The organism is Streptomyces sp. NPDC043738 (genome assembly GCF_056436545.1).
Genome location: NZ_JBWKCJ010000005.1, coordinates 221,858 through 247,055 on the forward strand (window position 1 = coordinate 221,858; position 25,198 = coordinate 247,055).

The 25,198-nt window shown below is 72.0% G+C and carries 18 protein-coding genes and 2 riboswitches; of the genes, 3 read left to right on the forward strand and 15 right to left on the reverse strand.

The genetic code is table 11. The features are described from left to right. Window positions 1–23: 23 nt before the first annotated feature. Window positions 24–866 (forward strand): alpha/beta fold hydrolase, encoded by an 843-nt coding sequence (locus tag AC0680_RS10135; protein ID WP_478626478.1) that lies wholly within the window; start codon window positions 24–26, stop codon window positions 864–866. Between the two features lie 167 nt (window positions 867–1,033). Here AC0680_RS10135 and AC0680_RS10140 read toward each other — a convergent pair whose 3' ends face one another. The 6 genes from AC0680_RS10140 to AC0680_RS10165 all read right to left on the reverse strand — a co-directional run bounded on the left by AC0680_RS10140 (window position 1,034) and on the right by AC0680_RS10165 (window position 12,107). Then, window positions 1,034–2,506 (reverse strand): amino acid permease, encoded by a 1,473-nt coding sequence (locus AC0680_RS10140; RefSeq protein ID WP_478626479.1) that lies wholly within the window; start codon window positions 2,504–2,506, stop codon window positions 1,034–1,036. Between the two features lie 502 nt (window positions 2,507–3,008). After that, complete coding sequence (locus AC0680_RS10145; RefSeq protein WP_478626480.1) at window positions 3,009–7,445, reverse strand: SAV_2336 N-terminal domain-related protein; 4,437 nt, start codon at window positions 7,443–7,445, stop codon at window positions 3,009–3,011. Then, the gene (locus AC0680_RS10150) at window positions 7,442–8,455 is read right to left on the reverse strand and encodes an AAA family ATPase (RefSeq protein WP_478626481.1); all 1,014 of its coding nucleotides are present in this window, start codon (window positions 8,453–8,455) and stop codon (window positions 7,442–7,444) included. The genes AC0680_RS10145 and AC0680_RS10150 overlap by 4 nt, the downstream gene beginning before the upstream one ends. Before the next feature lie 43 nt (window positions 8,456–8,498). Next, on the reverse strand, window positions 8,499–10,673 hold the full coding sequence (locus AC0680_RS10155; protein WP_478626482.1) for a VMAP-C domain-containing protein: 2,175 nt from the start codon (window positions 10,671–10,673) through the stop codon (window positions 8,499–8,501). An 8-nt stretch (window positions 10,674–10,681) separates the two neighbouring features. Beyond that, window positions 10,682–11,119 carry a CU044_2847 family protein gene (locus AC0680_RS10160; RefSeq protein WP_478626484.1) on the reverse strand — a complete coding sequence of 146 codons (438 nt, stop codon included), beginning with the start codon at window positions 11,117–11,119 and terminating at the stop codon, window positions 10,682–10,684. Window positions 11,120–11,258: 139 nt separating this feature from the next. Continuing rightward, window positions 11,259–12,107, reverse strand: coding sequence for a thioesterase family protein (locus tag AC0680_RS10165; RefSeq protein WP_478626486.1), 849 nt, complete (start codon window positions 12,105–12,107; stop codon window positions 11,259–11,261). A gap of 95 nt (window positions 12,108–12,202) precedes the next feature. Here AC0680_RS10165 and AC0680_RS10170 point away from each other — a divergent pair, with 95 nt between their 5' ends. Then, window positions 12,203–12,838, forward strand: a complete 636-nt coding sequence (locus AC0680_RS10170) for a trimeric intracellular cation channel family protein (RefSeq protein WP_478626488.1) — start codon at window positions 12,203–12,205, stop codon at window positions 12,836–12,838. A 15-nt stretch (window positions 12,839–12,853) separates the two neighbouring features. On the opposite strand, the gene AC0680_RS10175 is transcribed toward AC0680_RS10170, so the two are convergent. The 9 genes from AC0680_RS10175 to AC0680_RS10215 form a co-directional block, all read right to left on the reverse strand. Continuing rightward, window positions 12,854–14,284, reverse strand: a complete 1,431-nt coding sequence (locus AC0680_RS10175; protein WP_478626490.1) for a M1 family metallopeptidase — start codon at window positions 14,282–14,284, stop codon at window positions 12,854–12,856. A gap of 96 nt (window positions 14,285–14,380) precedes the next feature. After that, window positions 14,381–15,490 (reverse strand): ABC transporter ATP-binding protein, encoded by a 1,110-nt coding sequence (locus tag AC0680_RS10180; RefSeq protein ID WP_478626491.1) that lies wholly within the window; start codon window positions 15,488–15,490, stop codon window positions 14,381–14,383. Then, window positions 15,487–16,653 carry an ABC transporter ATP-binding protein gene (locus AC0680_RS10185; protein ID WP_478626492.1) on the reverse strand — a complete coding sequence of 389 codons (1,167 nt, stop codon included), beginning with the start codon at window positions 16,651–16,653 and terminating at the stop codon, window positions 15,487–15,489. The genes AC0680_RS10180 and AC0680_RS10185 overlap by 4 nt, the downstream gene beginning before the upstream one ends. Then, entirely contained in the window at window positions 16,650–17,660 is a 1,011-nt protein-coding gene (locus AC0680_RS10190) for an ABC transporter permease (protein WP_478626493.1), read from the reverse strand. Before AC0680_RS10190 ends, AC0680_RS10185 begins: the two co-directional genes overlap by 4 nt. Before the next feature lie 78 nt (window positions 17,661–17,738). After that, a complete protein-coding gene (locus AC0680_RS10195) occupies window positions 17,739–19,490 on the reverse strand; it encodes an ABC transporter substrate-binding protein (protein WP_478626495.1) in 1,752 nt (583 codons plus the stop codon). Between the two features lie 93 nt (window positions 19,491–19,583). Then, window positions 19,584–20,582, reverse strand: a complete 999-nt coding sequence (locus AC0680_RS10200) for an ABC transporter permease (RefSeq protein WP_478626496.1) — start codon at window positions 20,580–20,582, stop codon at window positions 19,584–19,586. A 448-nt stretch (window positions 20,583–21,030) separates the two neighbouring features. Further along, window positions 21,031–21,831 carry an enhanced serine sensitivity protein SseB C-terminal domain-containing protein gene (locus tag AC0680_RS10205; RefSeq protein ID WP_478626498.1) on the reverse strand — a complete coding sequence of 267 codons (801 nt, stop codon included), beginning with the start codon at window positions 21,829–21,831 and terminating at the stop codon, window positions 21,031–21,033. 62 nt (window positions 21,832–21,893) lie between these two features. Next, window positions 21,894–22,691, reverse strand: coding sequence for an enhanced serine sensitivity protein SseB (locus tag AC0680_RS10210; protein WP_478626499.1), 798 nt, complete (start codon window positions 22,689–22,691; stop codon window positions 21,894–21,896). Between the two features lie 110 nt (window positions 22,692–22,801). Beyond that, window positions 22,802–23,530, reverse strand: coding sequence for an AAA family ATPase (locus AC0680_RS10215; RefSeq protein WP_478626722.1), 729 nt, complete (start codon window positions 23,528–23,530; stop codon window positions 22,802–22,804). Between the two features lie 223 nt (window positions 23,531–23,753). Beyond that, window positions 23,754–23,849, forward strand: a riboswitch (glycine riboswitch). Continuing rightward, window positions 23,850–23,968, forward strand: a riboswitch (glycine riboswitch). A gap of 33 nt (window positions 23,969–24,001) precedes the next feature. On the opposite strand from AC0680_RS10215, the gene gcvT reads away from it, so the two are divergent. Continuing rightward, window positions 24,002–25,129: a glycine cleavage system aminomethyltransferase GcvT gene (gene gcvT, locus AC0680_RS10220; RefSeq protein WP_478626501.1), complete on the forward strand. Its 1,128-nt coding sequence runs from the start codon at window positions 24,002–24,004 to the stop codon at window positions 25,127–25,129. Window positions 25,130–25,198 lie beyond the last annotated feature (69 nt).

Here is a 25,198-nt window from a genome sequence, read left to right on the forward strand (position 1 = left end):
AAGGAGTCATTACGCTTACGGTCATGACGAAGTGGCTGTTGGATCGTACGTTCCGCGCCGCGAGCGGCGACGAGGTGCGGTGGGCCGCCCTCGGGGAGGACGGCGCGCCGCCGGTCGTCCTGCTGCACGGGACGCCGTTCTCGTCGTACGTCTGGCGGGGCGTCGCCCACGCCCTCGCCGCGCGGCACCGGGTGTTCGTCTGGGACATGCCGGGCTACGGCGCCTCCGGGATGCGGGACGGGCAGGACGTCTCACTCGGCGCGCAGGCCCGGGTGTTCGTGGAGCTGCTGGAGCACTGGGGGCTGGCCGACGAGCGGTCCGGGCCGGCCGTGGTCGCGCACGACTTCGGCGGCTGCGTCGCCCTGCGGGCGCATCTGCTGCACGGCGCACGGTACGCACGGCTGGCACTGGTCGACCCGGTGGCGCTGGGCCCCTGGGGCTCGCCCGCATACCGGCTGCTGGGCGGCCACCACGAGGTCTTCGGGCAGCTGCCGGCCGCGCTCCACCGGGCGCTGGTGCGCGAGTACGTCTCCTCCGCGAGCCGTCCGGGCCTGCCGCCCGCCGTCCTCGACCGGCTGGTCGAGCCCTGGTGCACCGACGAGGGACAGCCGGCGTTCTACCGGCAGATACGGCAGAACGACCAGCGCTTCACCGACGAGATCCAGGGGCGCTACGGAGAGATCGAGCTGCCGACGCTGGTCTGCTGGGGCGCGCAGGACGACTGGATCCCGGTGGCGAAGGGGCACGAGCTGGCGTCCCGTATACCCGGCGCGCGGCTTCGGGTCATCGAGGGCGCGGGGCATCTGGTGCCGGAGGACGCGCCCGCGGAACTCGCCGTGGCGCTGGCGGAGTTCCTGCGGCCGTAGGGCCTTGTCCCGCGGGCCGGGCGCGGATCCGCGTCGGCCGCCGTGGCGATCGGACAGGCACCCGGACACAGCCGACGGGGGCACCCGGACGTCTGTGTCCGGGTGCCCCCGTCAGGGCTGCGACGGCTTCAAGGGCCGTCCGGCGGGAGCTCGAGAGCCCGTTCCGTTCAGCCGCGCGGCTGTCCGGCGGTCTCCAGCTGCTTCTCCTGGGTCGTCCCCTTGACCGCGATCTGCGGGTTGCGGGCCTTCAGGACGAACCAGCCGATCGCCAGGCACACGGCCCAGCCGGCGCCCACGTACAGCGACACGCGACTGTCGGGGTCGAGGGCGATCAGGCCGGTCACCAGGAGCAGGAACGCCACCGCGATCCAGCTGCACACCGTGCCGCCGGGCGCCGGGAAGGGCGAGGCGGGCAGGCGGCCGGCGACGACCGCGCGGCGGTAGAGGATGTGGCTGACGAGGATCATCAGCCAGGTCCAGATGCCGGCCGCGGTGGCCACCGAGGTGACGTAGCCGAACGCCTTCTCCGGAACGACGTAGTTGAGCACCACGCCGATGCCCATGAGGACGGCGGAGAGGGTGATGCCGACGGCCGGGGTCTTGGTGGAGCTCAGCTTGCCGAGCACCTTCGGGGCCTCGGCGTTGGCGGCCAGGTCGCGGAGCATGCGCCCCGTGGAGTACATGCCCGAGTTGCAGGACGACAGGGCGGCGGTCAGGACCACGAAGTTGACGATCGCCGCACCGGCCGGGATGCCTATCTTCGCGAAGGCGGCCACGAACGGGCTGACGCCCGGCTGGAACTCCGTCCACTTGACGACCATGAGGATCACGCTCAGCGCACCGACGTAGAAGACGATGATGCGCCACGGCAGCGTGTTGATGGCCTTGGGCAGGGTCTTCTCCGGGTTCTCGGACTCACCCGCGGTGACACCGACCAGTTCGACGGCCAGGTAGGCGAACATGACGCCCTGGAGGGTCATGAGGCTGGAGCCGACACCCATGGGGAAGATCCCGTCGTGGGCCCAGATGTTGGAGACCGCCGCGGCGTCTCCCGCCTGGCTGAAGCCGAAGGTGACGACGCCGAGGCCGATCACGATCATGCCGATGAGCGCGGTGACCTTGACCATCGAGAACCAGAACTCGATCTCACCGAAGATCTTCACCGAGATCAGGTTCGCCACGTACAGCACGACCAGGAAGACCAGCGCGGTGACCCATTGCGGGATGTCCGGGAACCAGAAATGCACGTAGATCGCGGCGGCCGTCAGTTCGGCCATGCCCGTGACGACCCACATGAGCCAGTACGTCCAGCCCGTGACGAATCCGAAGAACGGGCCGAGGAACTCGCGGGCGTACTCCGCGAAGGAACCCGAAACCGGGCGGTACAGGAGCAGCTCACCGAGCGCCCGCATGATGAAGAAGACGATGACGCCGGCGAGGGCGTACATCAGGATGAGGCTGGGCCCGGCCTTCGCGATGTTCGCGCCCGCGCCCAGGAAGAGGCCGACGCCGATGGCGCCGCCGATGGCGATCATCTGGACTTGACGGCTGCCGAGACCCCGCTCGTAGCCCTCTTCCGGTGTGCTGCCCGGGGCCTCGTTGCCTTCGCCGAGGTCCGTGCCGACCTGCGTTGAGGTCATGTGTGGTGCGCCTTCCGCTCCATGCCGATCCGCGCCCTTGCTTGGCGTCGGATCGGGTCTCGATCCCCCCGGATACTGATGGAGTTGCATGCCGGCGATCGGCCGACTCAAGCGCCCCCTACACGGACATGGGTGACGCCCGGCAGGTGGTCGTGAAGATTTACCACGGTCGAATTCCAGCCAGCGTGACGCCTGTCACAGAGCAAATGCGACAAACCGTAAACACCCAGGTGAATCGCCAGCCGGTGTGACCGAATCGATATCCGGTGCGAGCAACCCGTTCAGCGAACAGTGCTCCGCAACCGATACCCCGCACCCGTTAGCGATGGGGTTTTGCGGTCATACCGAGGCGCAGAATCGACTATTGCGCACAAAAGGCGACACACCGCGAGGGGTGAAGCGGGGCTGCGATCTCCGGCCGGGAGGAGATGACGCGACCCCGGTGGCTGGATCTATACGTCTGGAAGCCGACGGCGGGCGGGGCCGCGCCGGAGGCCGTGGCCTATGCGGGCAGGCGGCCGCTGAGCGTGTGGACGGTGTGGGCCGCTTCGAGGGTGTCGGGGTCGCGGGTCGACTCCGGCAGGGCCTCGGGGGAGGCCGCCTCCGCCAGGGACGTGCGCAGGAGGGCGAAGTCGGCCCGCGGGGGGCGGCCCGTGCGCGCGAACTCCTCCGTGTGCCCGGTGAGTTCGGCCTCCAGGGACGCCAGGGTGGCAAGGACCGGGCCCCGGGCGGCGGCCTCGGCCCGGAGCCGGTCGCCAAGGACGCCGACGGCCGCCGTCAGATCGCGCAGGACCGTGCCGAGGTTCGCGATGTCCGTGGTGCGCGACGCCCCGGGTCTGCGCGTGCCGCCCGCCGACGGAGCCGGCTTGTCCCGTAGCAGCGCTCGTACCCCGTCGGCCTCCGTGGCGCCGAAGGCCTCGTAGACGCCGAGCGCGTCGCGCCAGTGCGCCCGGGCGCCCTGTTTGCGGCCGAGAGCGGTCTCGGCGTGCCCCAGCGCGGTCAGCGCATCGGCGCGCCACCGCTCGCCGCCGGGCACCAGCAGCCGCTTCGCGGCGTCCTGACCGGCGGCCGCCGCCTCGTTGGGCCGGATCAGCGCGGCCGTCTCCTCGGCCATCCGGCAGCGGGTGCGGCCCGCCCAGATGCGCTGGTGGTCCTCCTCGAAGAGCGGCAGCGCCTGGAACAGCGTGCGCAGCGCCTCGGTGTGCCGGCCGGCCGACGACAGCGCCTCGGACAGCGCGTACAGACCGTGTGCCAGGCGTGGGGAGCCGTCGCCGCCGCGGCGGTGGAGGTCCATACTGCGCTCGGCGAACAGCAGCGCGTCCTGGCTGTTGCCCACCGCGGCCCACAGCCGCGCCAGGGCGGCGAGCGCGACGGCCTCGCCCGCCTCGTCCTTGCGGTCGCGGCACTGCACACAGGCCGTGGTGAGGTACCGCCCCGCTTCGTCGTGCCGCCCCTGGTGGAGGGCGATGACACCGCGGAGGTACGGGGCACGGGCGCGGGCGAGGGCATCGCCGGAGCGGTCCGCCAGGCTTTCCGCGCGCCGCGCCTGGGGCTCGGCCTCGGCGACCTTGCCCAGGGCGAGGTAGGCCTCGGCGAGCGCGACCCGCGCCCGGGCCTCCGCCTGCGCGTCGCCCTTGGCGGCCGCCCGCGCGGCCACGGTCCGCCCGGCCGTCTCGAACGCGGCGGAGGGCGCCCCGCAGTCCGCCGTCACCTGCGCCAGCAGGAGGAGGTCGGCGGCGGGCCGCAGGAGGGCCGGGGCGCCCGTCGCCACCTGGCGGACGAGCGCGAGGAGGTGGGGCGTCTCGTCGGCCCAGGCGGCCAGCTCCGAGGCGGCGTCCCGTGCCTTCGGGAGGGACGGGGATTCGGCGCGGGTGAGGCGGCTCAGCCACCGCTCGCCCGGATACCGGGTCTCGTGCAGCCGGCGGCCGAGGGCCAGATACAGGTCCAGCAGCCGGGACAGCGCCTTGTCGCGCAGCTGCCGGGGCAGCTCGCGGTGGGCGATCCCCTCGGCGAAGGCCCGGAGGCGGCCGACGTGGCGGTAGCGGCCGCCGGAGGTCTGCTCCACGGCGCCGATCGTCGCCAGCTCGTAGAGATGCGCCCGCGCCCGCTCCGGAGTCGTGGCCAGCAGCGCGGCGGCGGCCGGCAGCGTCAGCCCGTCGCCGGACGGTACGGCCAGGAGCACCAGGGCGCGCCGCGCGGGCGGGCTGAGCTGTGCGTCGAGCCACTGGAGCAGCAGATGCTCGGGCAGCGCGGCGTGGGCCTCGGTCGCCGGCAGCCGGGCCAGTGCGAGGTCGCCGGTGAGCCCGTCGAGCCGCGGGCGGTGCCGGCCGGTGATCAGGACGGCGCCGGCCCAGGCGGCCGGCTCCCGCAGGAGGGCGGCGAGCGCCTCCTCGTCGTCGCAGACGTCGTCCAGGACGAGCAGCACCCGGCGCTGGGCCAGCAGCGCGCGGCAGTGCGCCCAGCGCTCGGGGCCGGCCTCCCCCATGTCGATGAAGTGCGGCCCGTCGGGGAAGTGCCCGGCGACCTCGTGCGCGACCCGCAGCGCCAGCGCCGTCTTGCCCGCACCGGGCGGACCGTGGACGGCCCAGCAGGGCTTCTCGGCGTCGCGGGCGCGCAGCGCCGCCGCCAGCTCGGCGATCTCCTGCGTACGGCCGAAGAAGTGCTCGGGGACCGGCGGCAGGGCCGCGGAGCCGTCCTCGGCCAGGGGGTGGTACCGCCCGGCCAGGAGGTCGGCGCGCCAACGTGCCAGGCGCTCGCGGGGCACCCGGGCGAAGGGCTCGGGGAGGCCGGCGAGCGGCTCGCCCTCCCACAGGGCCAGTGCGGCATCGCACAGGCGGCGCGCCTCGGCCGGATCCGTGGCCTCGCGGGCGTGGGCCACCAGCCGCTCGGCCAGATGCAGATCGAGGTCGAGGACGGCCGGCCGCCCGTCGGGGCGGCGCAGCCCGTACCCCTCGTCCGCGTCGCCGGCCACGAGGTCCCAGTCGAGCTGCCGGCCCAGCCGGGTGGCGTAGACGTCCAGCAGCTCACGGGCCTCCCGCGGCGGCGCGGCGCCCCAGATGTCGCCGACCAGTTCGTCCGCCGTGGCCGTGTGGCCCGGCCGGAGCAGCAGGCAGGCCAGCAGCGCCCGGACCTCCGGGCCGGCCAGGGGGACCTCCGTCTCGCCCCGCCGGGCCCGCACCGGGCCGAGCACTCCGAAGCGCAGCGGCGGGCCGGCCACCGGGCGGCGCGGCCGGGGCGGCGGTGGCTCCGCGGTGACCGCCGGGTGCTCCGGCGCCGCCCCGCCCATCCGCTCCAGTACCGGACTGGCGAGGACGGCGAAGGCCCGGGCCGAGGCCTGCAGCCGCAGCTCGCCGTCCTCGTCGCCCATCAGGACCGGGAAGTCCGGCAGCCGCCCCAGATACGGCTCCAGGGACCGGCCGACCGCCTCGACGACCTCCACGGCCTGTTCGGTGCCGAGCCCGCTGAACAGCAGCTCCCGCACTCCGGGGCGGAAGTCGTAGACGGGCTGGACCAGTTGGCCCGGTGGTGCGCCCAGGGCGCGGTCCAGGGTCTGCGCGGCGGCCGTCTCCCGCATCTCGTCGGTGCGCTCCAGCAGGCCGCCGAGCAGGATCTCCGCGACATGGGTGGGGCCCGCGTCGCGCATCGTGGCGGCGCGGACCAGTTGCATCAGCGGGGTGGTCAGCGGGCGGATCGCGGAGAGGCGGACGGCGAGGCGGTAGGCCTCGGGGGAGAACGCGCCGCGGAAGCGGGCCAGCAACTCCTCGGCACTGCCGTGCGGTTCGGGCGGCGCGGCCGGCGACGGCGCCTCGGACAGCAGCGCCGTCTCGATCAGATGCGGCACCCCGGGGCGGGTGAGCAGCCCGGCCCACTGCTCCAGCGCGGAGGCGGTCGGATGCAGGACGGGCAGCGCGAGGAAGCCCTCCGCTTCCGGGTCGGGCTCGCCGCTCAGCGCGTCGCAGACCGTCAGCCGCCCTACGGGCTCGAACTCGCCCGGCGCGGCCAGGAGTCGGGGCCGGGCGTCCAGGGCGGTGCCGCGCCACAGCCGGCGGGGCAGCGGGTTGAGGACGGCCACCGGGCCGCCGCGGCTCCATGCGGCCAGGGCGCGGACGGCCCGCGGGCCGCGCCATCCGGGGTTCGTCCCGTCGGTGAGCAGGAAGGTCACCGACGCGCCCGCGGCCTGCCGGCGCGGCAGGGGGCCGCCGGGGTCCCGGGGGTCGACCGGATGGACCTGGACGGAGCGGAAGGCGGTACTCCGGGCGAGCAGCGCACGCAGTTCGGTGGCGAGCGAGCCCCACACCTGCATGGAAGGCGAGCAGTCCACCAGCAGCACCGCCGACCAGCGCCGCTCCTGTTCCGGGCGGGCGACGACATCCAGGAAGCCGGTCTCGGCGGCGAGGCGGACGGTGGCCTCGATGTCGGTGACGGTGCGGTGCGGATGGTCCCGGAAACGGCGCAGCGGGCGCAGCGCCCGGCCCAGCTGCTGGGCGTCGGGCAGTGCGCGCTGACCGGGGACCCGGGCGGGGCGCGCGCGGTCCGCGCCCTGCGAGCCGCCCTGGCTCCCCATGGCGTACAGGGCGCGGCGGGGCGGGCCGGCGGGGGCCGAGGGCCCGGTGGGCTCGGGGGCGTCGGCGGGCGCGACGGGGCCGTCGGGGTGAGCGGCGTCGGCGGGGTGGAGCGGGTCGGCGTGCTCCGGGTGCGGGCCGGTCCCGGCACGGTCGTCAGGGGCGGCGGGCTCGGCGGCGGCCTCACCGGGGTGTGCCGGCCCGGCGTGCTCCCCCTCGCCCGGCGTCGCCGCCTCCCCCCGCTCCCCCGGCTCCCCCTCCGGACGGGGCGCCGCTCCGCCCTCCATCGCCCGTGCCAGCCACAGCACATCGAGGAGTTCGCTCGCCCCCAGGTCGTAGCCGGCGGCCGACATCGCCTGTCGCAATGGGTCGATCATGGCGACATGGGCTCGTCGAGGCGGTGCAGGACGGCGGCGAGGAGCTCTTCCTTGGTGAGGTCGGCGCCGCTGATCCGCAGATGGACGGCGGCCAGCAGCTGGTCGGTGGCCAGGGTCTGGGTCTTGGCGCGCTGGTGGAAGACCTCGATGAGGTCCTCGGCGGCGGCCACCGCCTCCTCGCCCAGATTGTGCTCGATGATCTTCCGCAGCCGGTCGCCGGTCGGCTCCGGCAGGTCCAGGCGTACACAGCGGCGCATGAACGCGGGCGGGAAGTCGCGTTCGCCGTTGCTGGTCATGATGACGATCGGGAAGTGGGCGCAGCGCACCACTCCGCGATGGACCGCGACCCGCTCGCGGCTTCCGCTCAGCAGGACCTGCACCTCCTGCTGGTGCTCGGGCAGCCGGGCCAGCTCCGGGATCTCGAACTCGCCCTCCTCCAGGACGACGAGCAGGTCGTTGGGCAGGTCGATGTCGGCCTTGTCGAGCTCGTCGACGAGCAGCACCCGGGGGCGGTCGGCGGCCAGTGCGCTGCCCAGCGGGCCCAGGCGCAGGTACTGGCCGATGTCGCCGGCCGCGGTGGCGTGCCGGGCCCTGGGGCGGCGGCCGGAGCCGCGGGGCGCCTCGCGCTCGCGGCGCAGCGAGGCCTCGCGCAGCCGGCCCACGGCGTCGTAGCGGTAGAGGGCGTCCTGGAGCGTGGAGCGGCTGTTGACCGACCAGCGCAGTACGTCGCCGAGTCCCAGCTCGTCGGCGACGGCGCGGGCCAGCGAGCTCTTGCCGGCGCCGGGCCGGCCGGTGACCAGCAGCGGGCGGTGCAGATGCAGGGCGGCGTTGACGACGGAGATCTCGTTGCGCTCCAGGAGGTAGGGCGCCTGGGCCGCCGTGCCCCGGGTGGCCGGAAAGCGACGCCACGGTGGCGGGGCCGGCAGCTCCGCGGGGCCGCGGAAGACCCACCAGTCCTCCGGCTCCGGCACCAGGCCGTCGGGGGCGCCAGCTGCGCTCTGTCCGGTCACCGCGCGTTCTCCTCGTTCGTGGCGTGCGTCCACGCACAGGCGTTCATGGTTGCGTCAACACCCAGGCGTCGGGGGCGAGTTGCGGGGGGCGGTGATCCGGGGCGTCGTACAGCAGGGACAGCCGCCGGCCGTGGAGGGCGGCGCTCTCGGGCTCGGCCACGGCCTTGGCCCGCTCCAGGCGTACCGCTTCGGGGACCTCGGTGTGGTCCGTGCCGTCGACCAGGGCCAGCAGGTCCTGGGCGATGTGCTCGCCGTGTTCGGCGCGGTGCCACAGCACGGTGTGCACACCCGCCTGGACGCACTGGCGCAGCAGCGTGCCGTGGTGGTGCGGTTCGCAGCACACGATCACCGTTCCGGCGTCGCGGTGCACCTCCAGCTGGGCGCGGGCCACCTTGCGGTCGGTGTGCCGGTGGTCGAGGACCAGGCGCTTGGCGTGCGGCAGGGCCGCGGTGCGCTGTTTCCAGCCCGCGTAGCTCTCCCGGGAGCGCTCGGTGGTGCGCACCACCACCCGGCGGGTGATGCCCGGTGCGAACGGCCCGTCCTCGTCGCTGTCGGGCGACTCCCAGGAGTCGACGTCGAGGCCGAGCCAGGCGGACGGCAGGAAGTACTCCACCAGGGCGGTCTCCGGGTCCTCCCTGACCTCGGTGCGCAGTACCCGGCGGATGTCGTCGACGACCTGCTCGCTGCCCGCCTCCGCGTCCCGGACCAGTGCGAGGCGGTGCGCCTGGCCGTCGGCGAAGGTCCAGATCTGGTACGTGAAGCGGCGTCCGGTGGCGGTGGGCAGCAGCTCCACCTGGACGCGCGGCGGGGCGGCGGAGGGGCGCGCGCCGGAGGGCGAGGCAGCGGCATCCGGGGCGCGCACCGGTGACCGGGTGGCCTCGACGTCGGCGCGGAACTGGCTGACCGCCGCCTCGTCCACCCCTGAGCGGGCGGCCACCCGCTCGACCCAGGCGTCCAGGTCCTCGGCGGGATAGACCTCGCCGGCCGCGCGTTCCTCGACGCTGATCCGCACCACCGCCTGCAGCAGCGGTGGCACCGGCGCGCCGGTCGTGGAGCTGAAGCCCTCCAGCGCGTCCATGGTGTCGGCGAGGCCCGCGACGGCGGGGAGTTCCGGGGCGTGCGGGAGCACCCGTTCCAGCAGGGCCCGGGGGTCCGTACGTGTGCAGTGGGCCAGCAGGCCGGAGAGGTCGCGGCGCTGGCGGGTGGTCAGATACTCGCCGGGGCGGACCGTATGGGCGGCGCGGCGCAGCCGTTCCCAGTCCTCGCGGGCGCCGTAGAGGCCGGGACGGGCGTGGGGGTCGTACGGGGCGGCGAGGGCGGGGGGTTCGTAGTCCCGTACCAGGTCGAGGAGTTCGGGGATGCCGCGGCGGACGCCCACCGCGAGGCCGACGAGCCGTTCGAGGTCGGCCGCCGGGCCCGCGGAGGGCCTGCCGAGCCGGGCGGCGAGCCGCTGCTCGCAGGCCAGCACCGCCTCGCGGCCCTTGAGGACCCGCTCCAGTGCGGTGAGCAGCTGCTGGACGCCGCGGCGGGCGGTGGGCACCGCCGAGGGCGGCAGTTCGGGGAGTTCGGCCTCGATGGCGGGGACGCTGATGGCGTACATCGTCGCCGGCGGCGACCCGGGGGCGCCGGACTCCGGGGCACGGTGCACGGCCGCGACGAGGCCGACGACGGCCTGCCGCTCGCGGTCCCACAGCGGCCCGCCGCTGAATCCCTCGGTGACCTGGGCTCCGCCGAGCACGTCCAGCGCGATCCACGGCGGTGCCGAGACCCGCGGCACCGCGCGGACCGTGGGCAGCGGATTGCCGCTGGCCCATAACGCGATGGTCTCCCCCGCGTAGTTGTGCTGCAGGAACGGTGCCGGCTCGGCACCCGGGGGCGGGGCGGCGGTCAGCTCCAGTACGGCGAGGTCGCCGTGGTAGGGCAACCGCCCGGGCCGGACGGGGTCGTTGCCGGCCGCCTTGGCCCTCGGCGGCACCCACATCTCCGGTACGACCCGGGCCGACAGGTCCGCGCCGGCCGCGACATGCGGCAGCCTGAGCGTGACCGTCTCGCTCCGGTCGGGGAGGTCCTGGGTGAAACGCTCCCTGCCCAGTGCGCTGTTGACGACATGGGCACAGGTCAGGACGAGTCGCTCGGCGACCAGTACGCCCGCGCCTACGGCCTGCTCGCCGTGCCGTACGGAGGCGAAGGACAGCTGGAGCGGGGTGTCCGGACCCACGCCCGCGATCATGGTGTCGCCCCGCCCGGTTCACCCGGGTCCCGGCCGAGGTTCCAGGTGGCGGAGACCGTGAAGCTGGCCTCGCCGTTGCCGGAGAACACGCCCAGGCGCAGATCGGATCCGAGGGTGACGCCGAACTCCACCGTGACCTCGTCCGGGCGGTGTTCGCCGCTTGCGATCGAGCGGTGGATCTGCCCGAGGACGCCGCCGAGCGGACGCAGGGCCTCCTCCAGGACCTCACCGCCGCGGGTCAGCGCGCGGCCCATCCGGCTGTCCACGCTGACCGGCTGGGCCGAGCCGAACGCATCGGGCAGCTCCAGCTCGCCGTCGTCGCCGTCGGCGGGGTGCGCGGACCGGCCCGCGTCCGAAGGGCTCTTGGCGACCGGCTCTTCGGCCCGCAGCCACACGACGGTCCCGTCATCCAACTTCAGTGCCACGTCCCCCATGTCGATCAGTCTGACACGAGGCACAGGGCCAACGCGCGCACTTTTGCGTCACACTCCGCCCTTCGGCACCGGGTGCCACCTGCGAAAAGGGGGGCTCCATAGGGGTCGGCACGGAACATGGCGGGCAGGCGCGTCGCGCCTACTCCGCGAGCAGGACCCTGGCCAACTGGCGCGACTGCGCCACCAGTCGGTCCTCGCTGTCCCAGACCTCGGCGTCCTCCTCCAGGAAGCCGCCCGCCATGTTGCGGGTGGTGATGGCGACCCGCAGCGGGCCGGGGGCCGGGCGCCGTCGGACGTGGGTGGTCAGTTCGACGGTGGGGACCCAGCCGGAGATGCCCATGTCGAAGGCGGTGGGCGGCAGCGCGTCGACGGTCAGCAGGAGGGAGAGCGGGTCGGGGTCGCGGCCGTCGGCGAGGCCGAACCAGGCGCGCATCTCGCCCTTGCCGGAGGGGGCGCCGACGGCCCAGCCGGCGGTCGCCGGGTCCAGGCGGATGGCGAGCCGGTCGGCGATCGCGGTGCTCCCGGGGATGGCGGGGCGTTCGCCGGGGGCGCTGTCGGGGCCCAGGCAGTGCTCGTACGGCGGGATGGCGGGCGGCTTGGCGGTCGTGCGGACGTCGTCGGGCAGCGCGCCGAGATCGCCGTAGGAGGCCAGCACCCGCAGCCGCTCGACCTCGCTGCCGTCGTCGGCGAACTGCACGAGGGTGGCGGTGCCGGTCGACATCGTGCGGCCGGTGCGGACCACGTCGGTGCGGATGACGGCGGGGCCCGGGACGGAGGCGGTCAGGTAGTGCGCGGTGACCGAGAGCGGGTCGGGGTGCGGGAGGGCGTCGCCCAGGGCGCGGCCCATGAGGGCGAGGAGGTAGCCGCCGTTGACCGCCTGGATGATCGTCCAGCCGGCGGAGAGGTGGGCGTCATAGACGCCCGGGGCGCGGCGGGCGACCGCCGTGTCGCGGTCGAACTCACTGTTGCCAAGCGTCACCAGAGCCATGGGATGCACGCTACACCGGATAGTTACCGACCGGTAGTGTCAGTTTTGACGACTTCACCCGGAAGCGGTCCGTCCGGCCCTGCGATGATGACGCCATGCTTCACGTGCTCTACCTGGTCGGCGTCGCGGCCTTCGCGGCGAGCGGTGTGCTGGCCGCCTACCGCGCCAACATGGACCCCTTCGGCGGCCTGGTGCTCGCCTTCGCCGCGTCCATCTCCGGCGGGACGTTGCGCGACCTCATCCTCAACCGGCAGCCGCTGTACTGGACGCACGACTGGGTACTGCTGACGGTGATCATCTGTGTCGGCGTCGGCACCATGATCTATCTGCGCTTCTGGACGCTGCCGCGAAAATCCCTGCTGGTCGTCGACGCGATCGGACTCTCCGTCGTCACGGTGATCGGCGCCCGCGCCGCCATCGAGGCGGGCGCCACCCCGCTCGCCGTGATCATCCTGGCCGTGCTGACCGGCGTCGCCGGCGAGGTCATCCGCGATGTGCTGTGCGGGGAGTTCCCCCCGCTGCTGCTGCGCGAGGACGTGTACGCGATCGCCGCGATGGCGGGCGCCTGCTGCCTGCTGCTGCTGCACCACCTCGGCGTCGGCGCCACCCCCGCCGCGGCGGTCTCGGCGGGGGTGGTCTTCGCACTCCGGATGGGCGCGGTCTACCTGGGGCTCCATCTGCCCCGGCCGCAGCAGCTGCGGCCGAGGCCGGGCCAGAAGCACACCGACTGACCCGGCCCGCGGTGCCTACTTGCCGGGCAGCGCCGGCTTCTTGCCCGTGTACAGCCAGGTGTCGAAGAGATCGTCCAGCTGCTGCCCCGAGATCCGCTCGGCCAGCGTGATGAACTGCGAGATCTCCGCGTTGCCGTAGCGGTGCTGACGCGTCCAGGTGGGCAGCAGCTCGAAGAACGCCTTGTCACCGATGCGCTCGCGCAGCATCTGCAGCGTCATCGCGCCCCGCTGGTAGACCGCGCCGTCGAACATGGTGTCCCGCTGCGGGTCGCCGACCTTGATCTTCCAGAAGGGGTCGTCGGCGGGACGGGAGCCATAGGCCTTCAAGAAGGACTCGTGGGCGCCGGCGCGGCCCTTGTGCTCCTCCCACAGCCACTGCGCGTACGTGGCGAAGCCCTCGTTCAGCCAGATGTTGGGCCAGGTCTTCACCGACACCGAGTCGCCGAACCACTGGTGGGCCAGCTCGTGGACGATGGTCGACTCGCTGCGGACCGCCGAGTAGACGGGCTTGGACTGCACCTCCAGGGAGAAGGCGGCGTCGGGCATGTCGTCGACGATGGCGCCGGTCTCCTCGAAGGGGTACGGGCCGAAGACCTTCGACCAGTAGTCGGTGGCCTCGGCCGTGACGGCGTAGACATCGACCTTGCCGGTGGGCAGGGTCGGGTCGGTGGCGACGTAGACGGGGATGCCGCCGGGGGTGGTGCCGGTGCGCACGTCGAACTTCCCGATGGTGGCGGTGGCCAGGTACGAGGCCATCGGCTTGGTCTCGCGCCAGTGGAAGTACGAGCGGTCCCCCTTGACCCGCGAGGAGACCAGACGGCCGTTGGAGACGCCGGTCAGCCCCTTGGGGGCGTCGATGCGGATGTCGTAGGTGGCCTTGTCGCCGGGGTGGTCGCTGGAGGGGAACCACGTCGAGGCGGCGTTCGGCTCGCAGGCGACGAAGACACCGTCCTTGGTCTTCATCCAGCCGTAGTCGGAGCCGAACAGGATGGGGCCGTTGAGCGGCTTCGGTATGCCGCCGTAGGTCACCGTCACGGTGAACCGCTCGCCCTTGCGCAGGCGGGTGGCGGGGGTGACGGTGATCTCGTCCCCGGATCTGGTGAAGGCGGCCTTGCGCCCGTTCACCTTGACCGCGTCGACAGCGAGCTTCTGCAGGTCGAGATCGAAGGAGCGAAGGCTCTCGGTGGCCTTGGCCTTGAGCGTGGCGCGGCCGTCCAGGAGGCCGCTCTCGGGGTCGTAGCTGACGCCGAGGTCGTAGTGCAGGGCGTCGTAGCCGCCGTTGCCCAGCTTGGGGAAGTACGGGTCGCCGACCCCGGGCGCACCGGCCGAGGCGCCGGGTGCGGCGGCCGACACCCCGGGCGCGGCGGCGAGGGTGGCGGCCGAGGCGACCGCGATGGCGAGGGCGAGCAGGCGGGGAGTGCGACGCACGGACCGGGAGAGTGCCATGAGCCGTCCTTTCGAACATGCGAATGAGGGAACAATCGCGCCAACTCTGCACTCTCCCGGCCGGTTTCGCCCGGGATTTTCCCAAGCCCTCAGGTGTTACAGATCACTTGACGCCTGCTGACCGGCCGCGGCGGGCTCCTGCGTGTTCTCCGGGTGGTGGCACGCGACCTGGTGCCCCGTCCGCAGCGCGACCAGCGGCGGCTCGGTGGTGGTGCACACCTCGGTCGCCTTCCAGCAGCGGGTACGGAACCGGCAGCCGGAGGGCGGGTTGATCGGCGAGGGAACGTCGCCCTTGAGCAGGATCCGGTCGCGCTGGGTGCGCCGCTTGGGGTCGGGCACCGGCACGGCGGACAGCAGCGCCTTGGTGTACGGGTGCATCGGCGTCTCGTAGAGCGCCTTGCGGTCGGCCAGCTCCACGATCTTGCCGAGGTACATCACCGCGATCCGGTCCGAGACGTGCCGGATGACCGAGAGGTCGTGGGCGATGATGACGTACGTCAGGCCCAGCTCCTCCTGGAGGTCGTCCATGAGGTTGACGACCTGCGCCTGGATCGACACGTCCAGCGCGGAGACCGGCTCGTCGGCGACGACCAGCTTGGGCTTGAGCGCGAGCGCGCGGGCGATGCCGATGCGCTGGCGCTGGCCGCCGGAGAACTCGTGCGGATAGCGGTTGTAGTGCTCCGGGCTCAGGCCCACCAGCTCCAGCAGCCGCTGCACTTCCTTCTTCACGCCGCCCTCGGGCTCGACGCCCTGGAGGCGGAAGGGGGTGGAGACGATCCCGCCGATGGTGTGGCGGGGGTTCAGCGAGCCGTACGGGTCCTGGAAGATCATCTGTACGTCGCGGCGCATCGGGCGCAACTTGCCCGGCGACAGATGGGTGATGTCCGTGCCCTGGAACTCGATCGAGCCGCCGGTCGGCTCGTCGAGCCGGGTGATCAGCCGGCCCATCGTCGACTTGCCGCAGCCGGACTCGCCGACGACGCCGAGCGTCTCGCCCGGCCGTACGTCGAAGTCGATGCCGTCGACCGCCTGCACCGCCCCGACCTGCCGCTTGAGCAGGCCCTTGGTGATCGGGAAGTGCCGCACCAGCCCGCGGACCCTGAGCAGCGGCTCGGGGTCGGCGGAGCGCTGCTCGGCCGCGGCCGAGGCCTGCGGGCCCTTCTGGAGCGGGATCTTGTTGTTCTGGTCGTCAGTCGTCTCGGTCACAGCTTCGGCGCAATCTCTTCGGTCCAGATACGCTCCCGCTCCTCCGGCGCCATGTGGCAGGCGGAGAAGTGCCCTCCCCCGCCGGCTACGCCCTCATTGGCGGGGGTGCCCCCACTGCCGGCCTCGCGCAGTTCGGGGCGGACGGTACGGGTGAGGTTGTCCTTGGGCACATCCGCGTACGGGCAGCGGGGGTTGAAGGCACAGCCGGACGGGACGTTGATCAGGCTGGGCGGGGAGCCCTTGACCGGGATCAGCCGCTCGGTCTGGTCGCGGTCGATGCGCGGCATGGAACCGAGCAGGCCCCAGGTGTAGGGGTGCTGCGGCTCGTAGAAGACCTTCTCGGCCGGGCCGCGCTCGACGCACCGCCCGCCGTACATCACCAGCAGGTCGTCGGCGAGCTCGGCGACCACCCCGAGGTCGTGGGTGATGATGATGACCGCCGAGCCGAACTCCTTCTGCAGATCGCGGATCAGGTCCAGGATCTGCGCCTGGACGGTGACGTCCAGGGCGGTGGTCGGCTCGTCCGCGATCAGCAGCTCGGGGTTGTTGACCAGCGCCATCGCGATCATGGCGCGCTGGCGCATACCGCCGGAGAACTGGTGCGGATGGTCGTCCACACGCTTGTCCGGCTGCGGGATGCCGACCCGGTCGAGCATCTCGATCGCCCGCTTGCGCGCGGTCTTCTTGTCCACGTCGTTGTGGACCCGGTAGGCCTCCATGATCTGCTTGCCGACCGAGTAGAAGGGGTGCAGCGCGGACAGCGGATCCTGGAAGATCATCGCCATCTCGCGGCCGCGCAGCCGGCGCACCTCGTCGGGGTCGGCGGAGACCAGCTCCTTGCCGTCCAGCCAGATCTCACCGGACATCCGCACCCGGCTGCGCTGCTGGCGCGAGGCGCGGTGCAGGCCCATGACGGCGAGCGAGGTCACCGACTTTCCGGAGCCGGACTCGCCGACGATGCCGAGCGTCTGGCCCTTCTCCAGGCTGAAGGTCAGCCCGTCGACGGACTTCACCAGGCCGTCGTCGGTGGGGAAGTGGACCTTGAGGTCCCGCACCTGGAGGAAGGCCGCCGGCCGCGGTCCCGGCTCGGTGGCGGCCGACGCGGGCTCGGCCGCGGTGCTCTGGGACTTCTCTACGGTCTTGTCCTCGGAGGAGTCGGTCACGAGAGCCTCACCCGCGGGTCGACGGCGGCGTACAGAACGTCCACCACCAGATTGCATATGACGATGAAGAACGCGGCGAGCAGGGTGACGCCGAGGATGTTCGGCAGGTCGTTGGCGTTGATCGCCTCGACCGCGAAGGCGCCGACCCCCTTGAGCGAGAAGACCTGTTCGGTGATGAGCGCACCACCGAGCAGCAGGCCCAGGTCCATGCCGAAGACCGTGATGATCGGGGTGAGCGCGGCCCGCAGACCGTGCCGCACCACCACCTTGCGCTCGCGCAGGCCCTTGGCGCGGGCCGTACGGATGTAGTCCTCGCTCAGCGTCTCCAGCATGCCGGCCCGGGTGAGCCGGGCGTAGAGCGCGGAGTAGAGGAAGGCCAGGGTGACCCAGGGCAGGACCAGCGTCCGGGCCCACAGGAACGGGTCCTCCAGCAGCGGCACGTAGTCGCTGCGTTCGAAGATCGGCCACTGGTAGGTGAACAGGGCCAGCGCCAGCGCGCCGGTGAAGAACATCGGGAGGGAGACGCCGGCCAGCGCGACGCCCATCGCCATCCGGTCGAAGACCGAGCCGGGGCGCAGCGCGGAGAGCACGCCGGTGGCGACACCGGAGACGACCCACAGCACGGCCGCGCCGGCGGCCAGCGAGAGGGTCACCGGGAGCCGGGACTGGATCTCCGGCCACACCTCGATGTGGGTCTTGAAGGAGTAGCCGAAGCACGGCACATGGCACTTGGCCGCTTCCGGACCGAACTTGTAGTCGACGCCGACGAAGATGCCCTTGAGGAAGTCCCAGTACTGCTCGTACACGGGCTTGTCCAGGCCGAGGTTCTTCTTGACCGCGGCGATGTCCGCGGGCGTGGGGGCCTTTCCGATGTACTGCTGGGCAAGCTGGTCGGTGCTCTGCCCGGCCAGCTTCGGCAGCAGGAAGAAGATGCCGAAAGTGACCGCGCTGACGATCAGCAGCAGGATCACTGCGCTGATCAACCTGCGGATGATGTACGAGAACACGGGGATGCGGCGTCGGCGCCGCGGGCCGGCCGGAACCGGACCGCGGACACCAATGCCTTCACCTGCCTTCCAGGGCTGCTACTTCTTGACGCCGATGTTGAGGTAGTCGTACTGACCGCTGAAGGCCGAGGTGGACACCAGGTTGGTGGCCTTGGGCGAGCGGTACATCAGGACCTTGAAGTAGGTGAGCGGGACCAGCGCCGCCTGCTCCATCGTCTTCTTGTCGATCTCGGCGTACGCCTTCTCGCGGGCCGCCTTGTCGGTGTTGGCGATGGCGGTGTCGAGCAGCTTGTTGATCTCCGGGTCGTCCAGCTGGGACAGGTTGGTGTTACCGGACTTGCTGATCGCCTTGCCGTTGAGGATCTGCTGCAGGTAGCCGTAGCCGGTCGGGAAGTCCGAGCCCCACTGCATCATGATCAGGCCGACGTTGTTCTTCTTGTTGAACTCCGGCACACCGGCGTAGTCCGAGAAGTACTTGCTGGTCGGGTACGACTGGATCTTGGCCGTGACGCCGATCTTCTTCAGCGACTCGATGACCGAGGTGGCCGCGTCGACCTCGTCCTGGCGGTCGTTGCGGGCCAGGATCGTGGTGGTGGTCTTGCCGGCGCCGCACTTGTCCCAGTGCTTCTTGGCCTCGGTCAGGTCCAGCTTGTCGCCGTTGTACTTCTGCGGGTACAGGTCGTACTTCTGGTAGCCGTCGATGTCGGTCGGCAGGACCGTGGAGGCCAGCTCACCGCGGATCGGGCCGCCGAGCGAGGTCTGCACGGCCTTCTTGTCGATCGCGTACTCGACGGCCTTGCGGCACTCCAGGTTGTCGAACGGCTTCGCCTTGGTGTTGATCGCCGTGTAGACCAGGCGCTGACCGAGCGCGTTGTCGGTGTTGGCCTTCTCCTTGGAGTCCGTCAGGAGCTGGGCCTGCGTCTGGCCGTCCACACCGCGGCCCGCCAGGTCGACCAGGGTGTTGCCGGACTGGAGGTCCTTGTCGATGGTCGACTGGGCGACCTTCAGCTTCAGGACGATCTTGTCGGGCAGCTGCTTGCGCAGCGGGTCGTTCTTCGCCGACCACTGCGGGTTGCGCACGAGGGTGAGCTGCTTGCCCTCCTCGTAGCTCTCGAACTTGTACGAGCCGGTGGACAGCACGGACTTGGTGTAGTCCGCGCCCTTGTCCTTGGCCTTCGGGACCGGAGCGGTCTGCGGGGCGCTGACCAGGTAGTCGAACTCCGCGAACGGCTTCTTGAGGTGGAAGACGATCGTGTGGTCGTCCGGGGTCTCGATGGACTTGAGCCCTTCCTTGCTCTTGTCCTTGTAGGGCCCCTTGTAGCCGCCCTCGTTGTCCTTGAGGAACTGCTGGAAGTAGTTCGGGCCCAGCGAGAGGGTGTCGCGCGCGAAGTTGGAGCGCTCGACCGCGTACTTGACGTCCTGCGCGGTGACCGCGGAGCCGTCCTCGTACTTCACGCCCTTGCGGATCTTGTACGTCCAGGTCCGGCCGCCGTCGCTGGGCTTGCCCATCTCCTCGGCGAGGTCCGGGACCAGTTCGTTGCCCTTCGTGCCGGGGCCCGGCTTGAAGGTGGTCAGCGGGCGCGCGTAGAGCCGGCTGAAGTTGTAGATGAAGGCGTAGTACGTGTTGCCCGGGTCGAACGACTCGGGGGCGTCGCTCATCGCGTAGTTGACGGTGCCGCCCTTCGCGTCCGAGGCGTTGACGACGCCCTTGGTGGCGGCGTTCGCCTCGGCCGAGCCGTCCGAGGAGCCCTTGCCCCCGCTGCAGCCGGCCAGCAAAAGGCCCGCACTGGTGATGGCCGCTATCGCCGCGACCGGAACTGACCTTCGCATGATGGTCCGTGTCCCCTTCGTTCGTCGAGAAACTTCACACGTCAAAACTTCACTGGCGGTGGAGATTTGTGGGCGCCGGCGCCCGGCGGGCCGTCAGCGGCTGCGCGGGTCCAGCGCGTCCCTCAGGCCGTCACCGAGCAGGTTGAACGCGAGCACGGTGACGAAGATCGCGAGGCCGGGGACGATCATGTACTGGGGGTCGACCTCGTAGTACTTGACGGCCTGGTTGAGCATGCCGCCCCAGGACGCCTGGGGCGGCTGGATACCGACGCCCAGGAAGCTCAGGGCCGCCTCGAAGAGGATGTTGGAGGGGATCAGCAGCGTCGAGTAGACGATGACCGGACCCACCAGGTTGGGCAGCAGCTCACGGAAGAGGATGAACGGCCCGCGCGCACCCATGCCGCGGGCGGCGTCGACGAATTCACGCTCGCGCAGCGACAGCGTCTGCGCACGCACGATGCGGCCCATGTACGGCCAGTTGAAGAAGCCGATCACGAAGATCAGCACCGAGATGTGCAGCGGCAGGCCGTCCAGGCCGAAGGCGCCGCCCTGCAGCGAGGCGGAGATCGCGATGGCGAACAGCAGCAGCGGGAAGGCCAGGAAGACGTCCATCATCCGGCTGATGAAGGCGTCCACCCGTCCGCGGTAGAAGCCGGCGACCACACCCAGCACGGTGCCGATGGCGACCGACAGCAGCGTCGCGCCGAACGCCACGATCAGCGACACCCAGGAGCCCTCCAGGATCCGGGCGAGCAGATCGCGGCCGAACTTCGGGTCCACGCCGAGCGGGTGGTCCCCGCTCATCCCGCCGAAGTCCCCCTTGGGAAGCGTGGTGTTGGGGTCGATCAGCGACTGGTTGGGGGTGTTGGGGTCCAGGCCGAGCAGGGCCTGGAGGGGGCGGGAGAGCGCGGCGAGGACGACGAGCAGGATGACAACGATGGCACCCGCCACCGCGACCTTGTCCCGCCGGAAGCGCAGCCATGCGATCTGGCCGAGCGAGCGCCCTTCGATGCGCTTGCCCTCCACGCCTTTCAGCACCGCTTCCGGCTGCGCTTCGGCAGCCGCCCCGGTGGTCTCGATCGGTGCGGTCACGGTGCCCTTGACCCCTCTCGGCCGGCGGTGGCCGGCCCCTGCCCGCCGCAAAAGCGGCCTGATTCACATCACTGGTGCAATTCGGTGCAAGTACTGCGGGCATCGCGGAACTTCACACAGTGGAAGTCGGAGATTCACGCGACGCCCTACGGGATGACGCTCGATGACGCTCGTACAAAGGACCGAGGCCCTCGGTGTTTCCGGAGTCTTCATCCCCTTCGCGATCAGTCACCAGCCCTGACCGGGAAAGGATGCGCAACTGTGATGTGCTCCACGGCTTTCCGTTATACGGACGCACGTTCGGGCTGAGCGGAGCGAATGTCCACGGGAGCGGACCTCAACCGTGAGGAATACGGGGCGAATTCACCCCGGAACCGACACCTCGACGACACTCTCCGTCACCGGAGGGCATCGCCGAGGAACTCCGGCCGGGCGGCCGGCGGGTGGGTCAGTAAGGGCGCGGGTAGCCGTAGCCGTACGAGGGCGCGGGGGCCGGCTGACCCTGCGGCTGAACGTAGCCGTCCCGGTCGAAGAACGGCCGCGCACAGGCCCGCATCCACATCGCGACCGGGTCGTAGTCGTCGTTCATCGCGACCGTGGAGACCGGCAGTCCGTCCGGAACCGCACCGATCGACTGCTGGATCATCAACCGGGCCGAATCCACCGCTTGTTGGCCGGTGTCGTACAGATCCAGCCCGACCGCCAGATACGGGGCACCGAGCGCGGGCTGCACCCAGGCCCGGCGCAACGACCGCACGGCGGGGGTGCGGTGGGCGTTCTGGGCCAGCAGGGCGTAGAACTGCGGGATGTCGATGACCGGCTCGGAGATCCGCAGCGGGCCGGCCGGCAGCCGGTCGAGGCCGCCGGCGATGCGGCGCAGGTCCAGCCAGGGGATGCCGACACCGCCACCGGGGGCGTGCGGGTTCAGCCACAGGCCCCAGCGGTCCGGGAAGAGCGCGCCGGCGATCTCCAGGCCGCCGACGACCTCGTGGTCGCGGTTCCAGCCGGAGGCGGCGAGTTCGGGCGCGGAGGTCACGCACGGCGCGTAGCCGAGGCCGTCGACCTCCATGTTTCCGTACTGCGCGTCGGGGGAGCCGGCCCGGCCGTGCCACAGCAGCATCCAGACCTGGCCCGCGGCGAGCGCCTGCAGCAGCGCCTCATAGGCGTCGTAACGGCCGGGCGAGACCTGCTGGAGCAGCTGCTCCAGCGCTCCGGCCGCCGCCGGCCCCTGATGCGCACCCGCGCTCACGTGGTCCGTCCCTTCATCTCGGCAGGGCACGTGTGGGTGCGCCCGCGCGTCATCCAACCAGCTTACGAGTGGTCGCGAGAGTAGAAGGGCCGCACGCGCTCCAGCATCCAGTCGGCGACCGGGTCGCCGTGGGCGAGATCGAGCATCACCAACTGCACCGGCCAGGGCACCGGGACCGCGCCGAGCGCACGTCCCAGGGCCGCCAGGACCGTCTCGCGGGCGGTGCCGTCGTGCAGCGCGGCAGGGTCCACGGCGAGCTGAACACCGACGAACAGTGTGGGCGTGTCGCCCTCGACACTAGCCAGGGCACGCCGGGCAGTCAGGACAATTCCGGCACCGGAGAACTCCAGCCCGGCGCCGGCCAGGAAGTCCACCGGCTCCTCCTGCCAGTCCGGCTCGAAGAGCCGCACCCGCCCGCCGCTGGGCAGCCCCTCGACCCCGTGGCGGCCCTGCCGGCACAGCTCGGCCACCGCGGGCGGCGGCAGCGGGACCCCGACCGTGCCGTCCGGGTTGACCGCGATCCCGATCCTCGGCGGCAGCCCGCGGGCGAACTCCCCGGCCGGGGCGACGGTGAAGGACATGTGCGAGCCGACCACCCGCAGGAACTCCTGCTCGGAGCTGTAGACCGGGACATGGGCCACCCCGCCGATCTCGACGGTGGGCAGGTCCAGGCCGCGGGCACCCGGGCCCGCGCTCTCCGGGCCCCCGCCGTTGGGCAGCGGCACCCACACCCGGCTGCGCCCCAGGACCTCGACGATCCGGCCGCCGGCGCCCGGATGCCCGACCGACGCGGCGAGCACCTCCTCGAGCTCGTTCGCCGGCCACGCCAGCTGCGGTATCCCCTGCTCCGGAAGACTCATCTGTACCCACCCGTTCCGACCACGCCAATCGCCCAACGACCCTAGACGAGAAAACCCGCAGGCGGTTCATACGGGGGCGGGGTACGGCACACCCGGAATCCGCAGTCCGCTCAGTGGAAGGCGACCGTCTTCAGTGCGCTCGCCGCCCGCCGGTCCAGCAGGACCACCGAGCTGAACCCCTTCGGCGGCCCGGCCGTCTCCGCCGCGGCGACCAGCCGGCCCACCGCCCTGCGGTGCCGCGCGAAGGCGTACCCCGACACCCCGCGCCCGCGCGCCTCCTGGCCGGACCGCGCCACCTCCGGCGGCACGTCGAGCAGCACCAGATGCAGCCCGCGCCCGCCGCGCGCCGCCGACCGGGCGACCCAGCGGCGCACCCAGGCCAGCGTTCCGCAGTCGTGCACCACCACGCTGTCCCCCGACGCGAGCGCACGGCCCAGCGCGAGATAGTGCGCGGCCCGCACCAGCGGGCGGTACAGCCCGTACGGCAGCCGGCGCAGCCTGCCGCGCCCCCAGCGCTCGCGGACGTCCTGCGAATCGATGCGGTGCACCACGGGGCCGCGGCCGTCCGACGACGGCACCACCCGGTGCATCAGAGTGCTCTTTCCGCTGCCCGGCAGCCCGGAGACCACCACCAGGTCACCGGCGGCGAACCGCAGCTCCGCAGTGCCGCGGGCGCGCTTCCGGCCGCGCAGGTCCCTCACCCGAGTACCGCGCCCCGGCCGGACGACGGACCGCGCCGCGCGCCGGGCCGGGGGCCCGGCGGCGGGTGCCGCCACCGGCGCGCCCGGGGGCACGACCCCTGAAGTGGCCGCGAATGCCGCTTCCCTCTGCACCGTGATCGCCCTCCCCGTCCAGTTCCGGTCCGAGTCCGTCCCTTACCCGCAGAGTGTCAAGAAAAGGTAATGCCCATCAAGGCGATTGTCCGATCTGTCGGCGTGGCGGGCCCGGTCCTGGACGGGGCGGCGACCGGGGCTCCTCGATCCGGCGTTCCCGTGTAATGATGTGGCCGCCACGTGCACGTCCGAAGCTCATCCGTGCACCGCCAACTCCATACCGGCCGCTTGAATCCGCGCGGGAGAGTCCCCGGCCGCCACGGCGGGGCGCCGAAGGAGCAAGTCCTCCCTTGAATCTCTCAGGCCCCTATACCGCGCGGGCGAGGCAGATCTGAAAAGCGAGCCACTGCCCGGTTGCACGGGGCGGCTCCACCCAAGGTGCAAACCGGGTCCGTTCGCGGGATCCCGGTGAACCTCTCAGGTTCCGATGACAGATGGGGAGAACGTCTTGTCACCCATGCCTGGGAGCCCAGAACCATGACAGATGCCCCCCGCCGCACCGCGCTGGACGCCACCCACCGCGCGCTCGGCGCGACCATGACCGACTTCGCCGGCTGGGACATGCCGCTGCGCTACGGCAGTGAGCGCGACGAACACGTCGCCGTCCGCACCCGCGCCGGTCTCTTCGACCTCTCCCACATGGGTGAGATCACCGTCACCGGCCCGCAGGCCGCCGACCTCCTGGACTACGCGCTGGTCGGCAACATCGGCGGCGTCAGTACCGGCCGCGCCCGCTACACCATGATCTGCGAGGACGGCGGCGGCATCCTGGACGACCTGATCGTCTACCGGCTCGCCGACCAGGAGTACATGGTCGTCGCCAACGCCTCCAACGCCCAGGTGGTGCTGGACGCGCTGAGTGCGCGAGCGGGCGGCTTCGACGCCGCGATCCGCGACGACCGGGACGCCTACGCGCTGCTCGCCGTGCAGGGACCGGAGTCCCCGGGGATCCTCAAGTCGCTGACCGACGCCGATCTGGACGGACTGAAGTACTACGCCGGTCTGCCCGGCACGGTCGCCGGCGTCGACGCGCTGATCGCCCGTACGGGATACACCGGCGAGGACGGCTTCGAGCTGTTCGTGCGGCCGGCGGACGCGGTGGCCCTGTGGGAGGCGCTGGCCGCGGCCGGCAAGGACGCCGGCCTGGTGCCCTGCGGTCTGTCCTGCCGCGACACGCTGCGCCTGGAGGCGGGCATGCCGCTGTACGGGCACGAGCTGACCACCGCCACCACGCCGTTCGACGCGGGCCTGGGCCGGGTCGTGAAGTTCGAGAAGACCACCAACAACGGCGACTTCGTGGGCCGCGCCGCGCTGGCGGCGGCCGCCGAGCGCGCCGAGACCGACCCGCCGCGCAAGCTGGTCGGCCTGATCGCCGAGGGCCGCCGGGTTCCGCGCGCCGGATACCCGGTCGTCACGGCCGACGGCACGGTCATCGGCGAGGTCACCTCCGGGGCCCCCTCCCCCACCCTCGGCAAGCCGATCGCCATCGCCTACGTCGACGCCGCCTACGCCACACCGGGCACCGAGGGTGTCTGCGTGGACATCCGTGGAAGCCATGAGCCGTACGAGGTCACCGCGCTGCCCTTCTACAAGCGGCAGAAGTAGCGGTTCACCCCCGGCATCCCCGGCAGTGGCGCGCGCCCGCGTGTCTCACTGTGCAAGACCCTCCCCCGG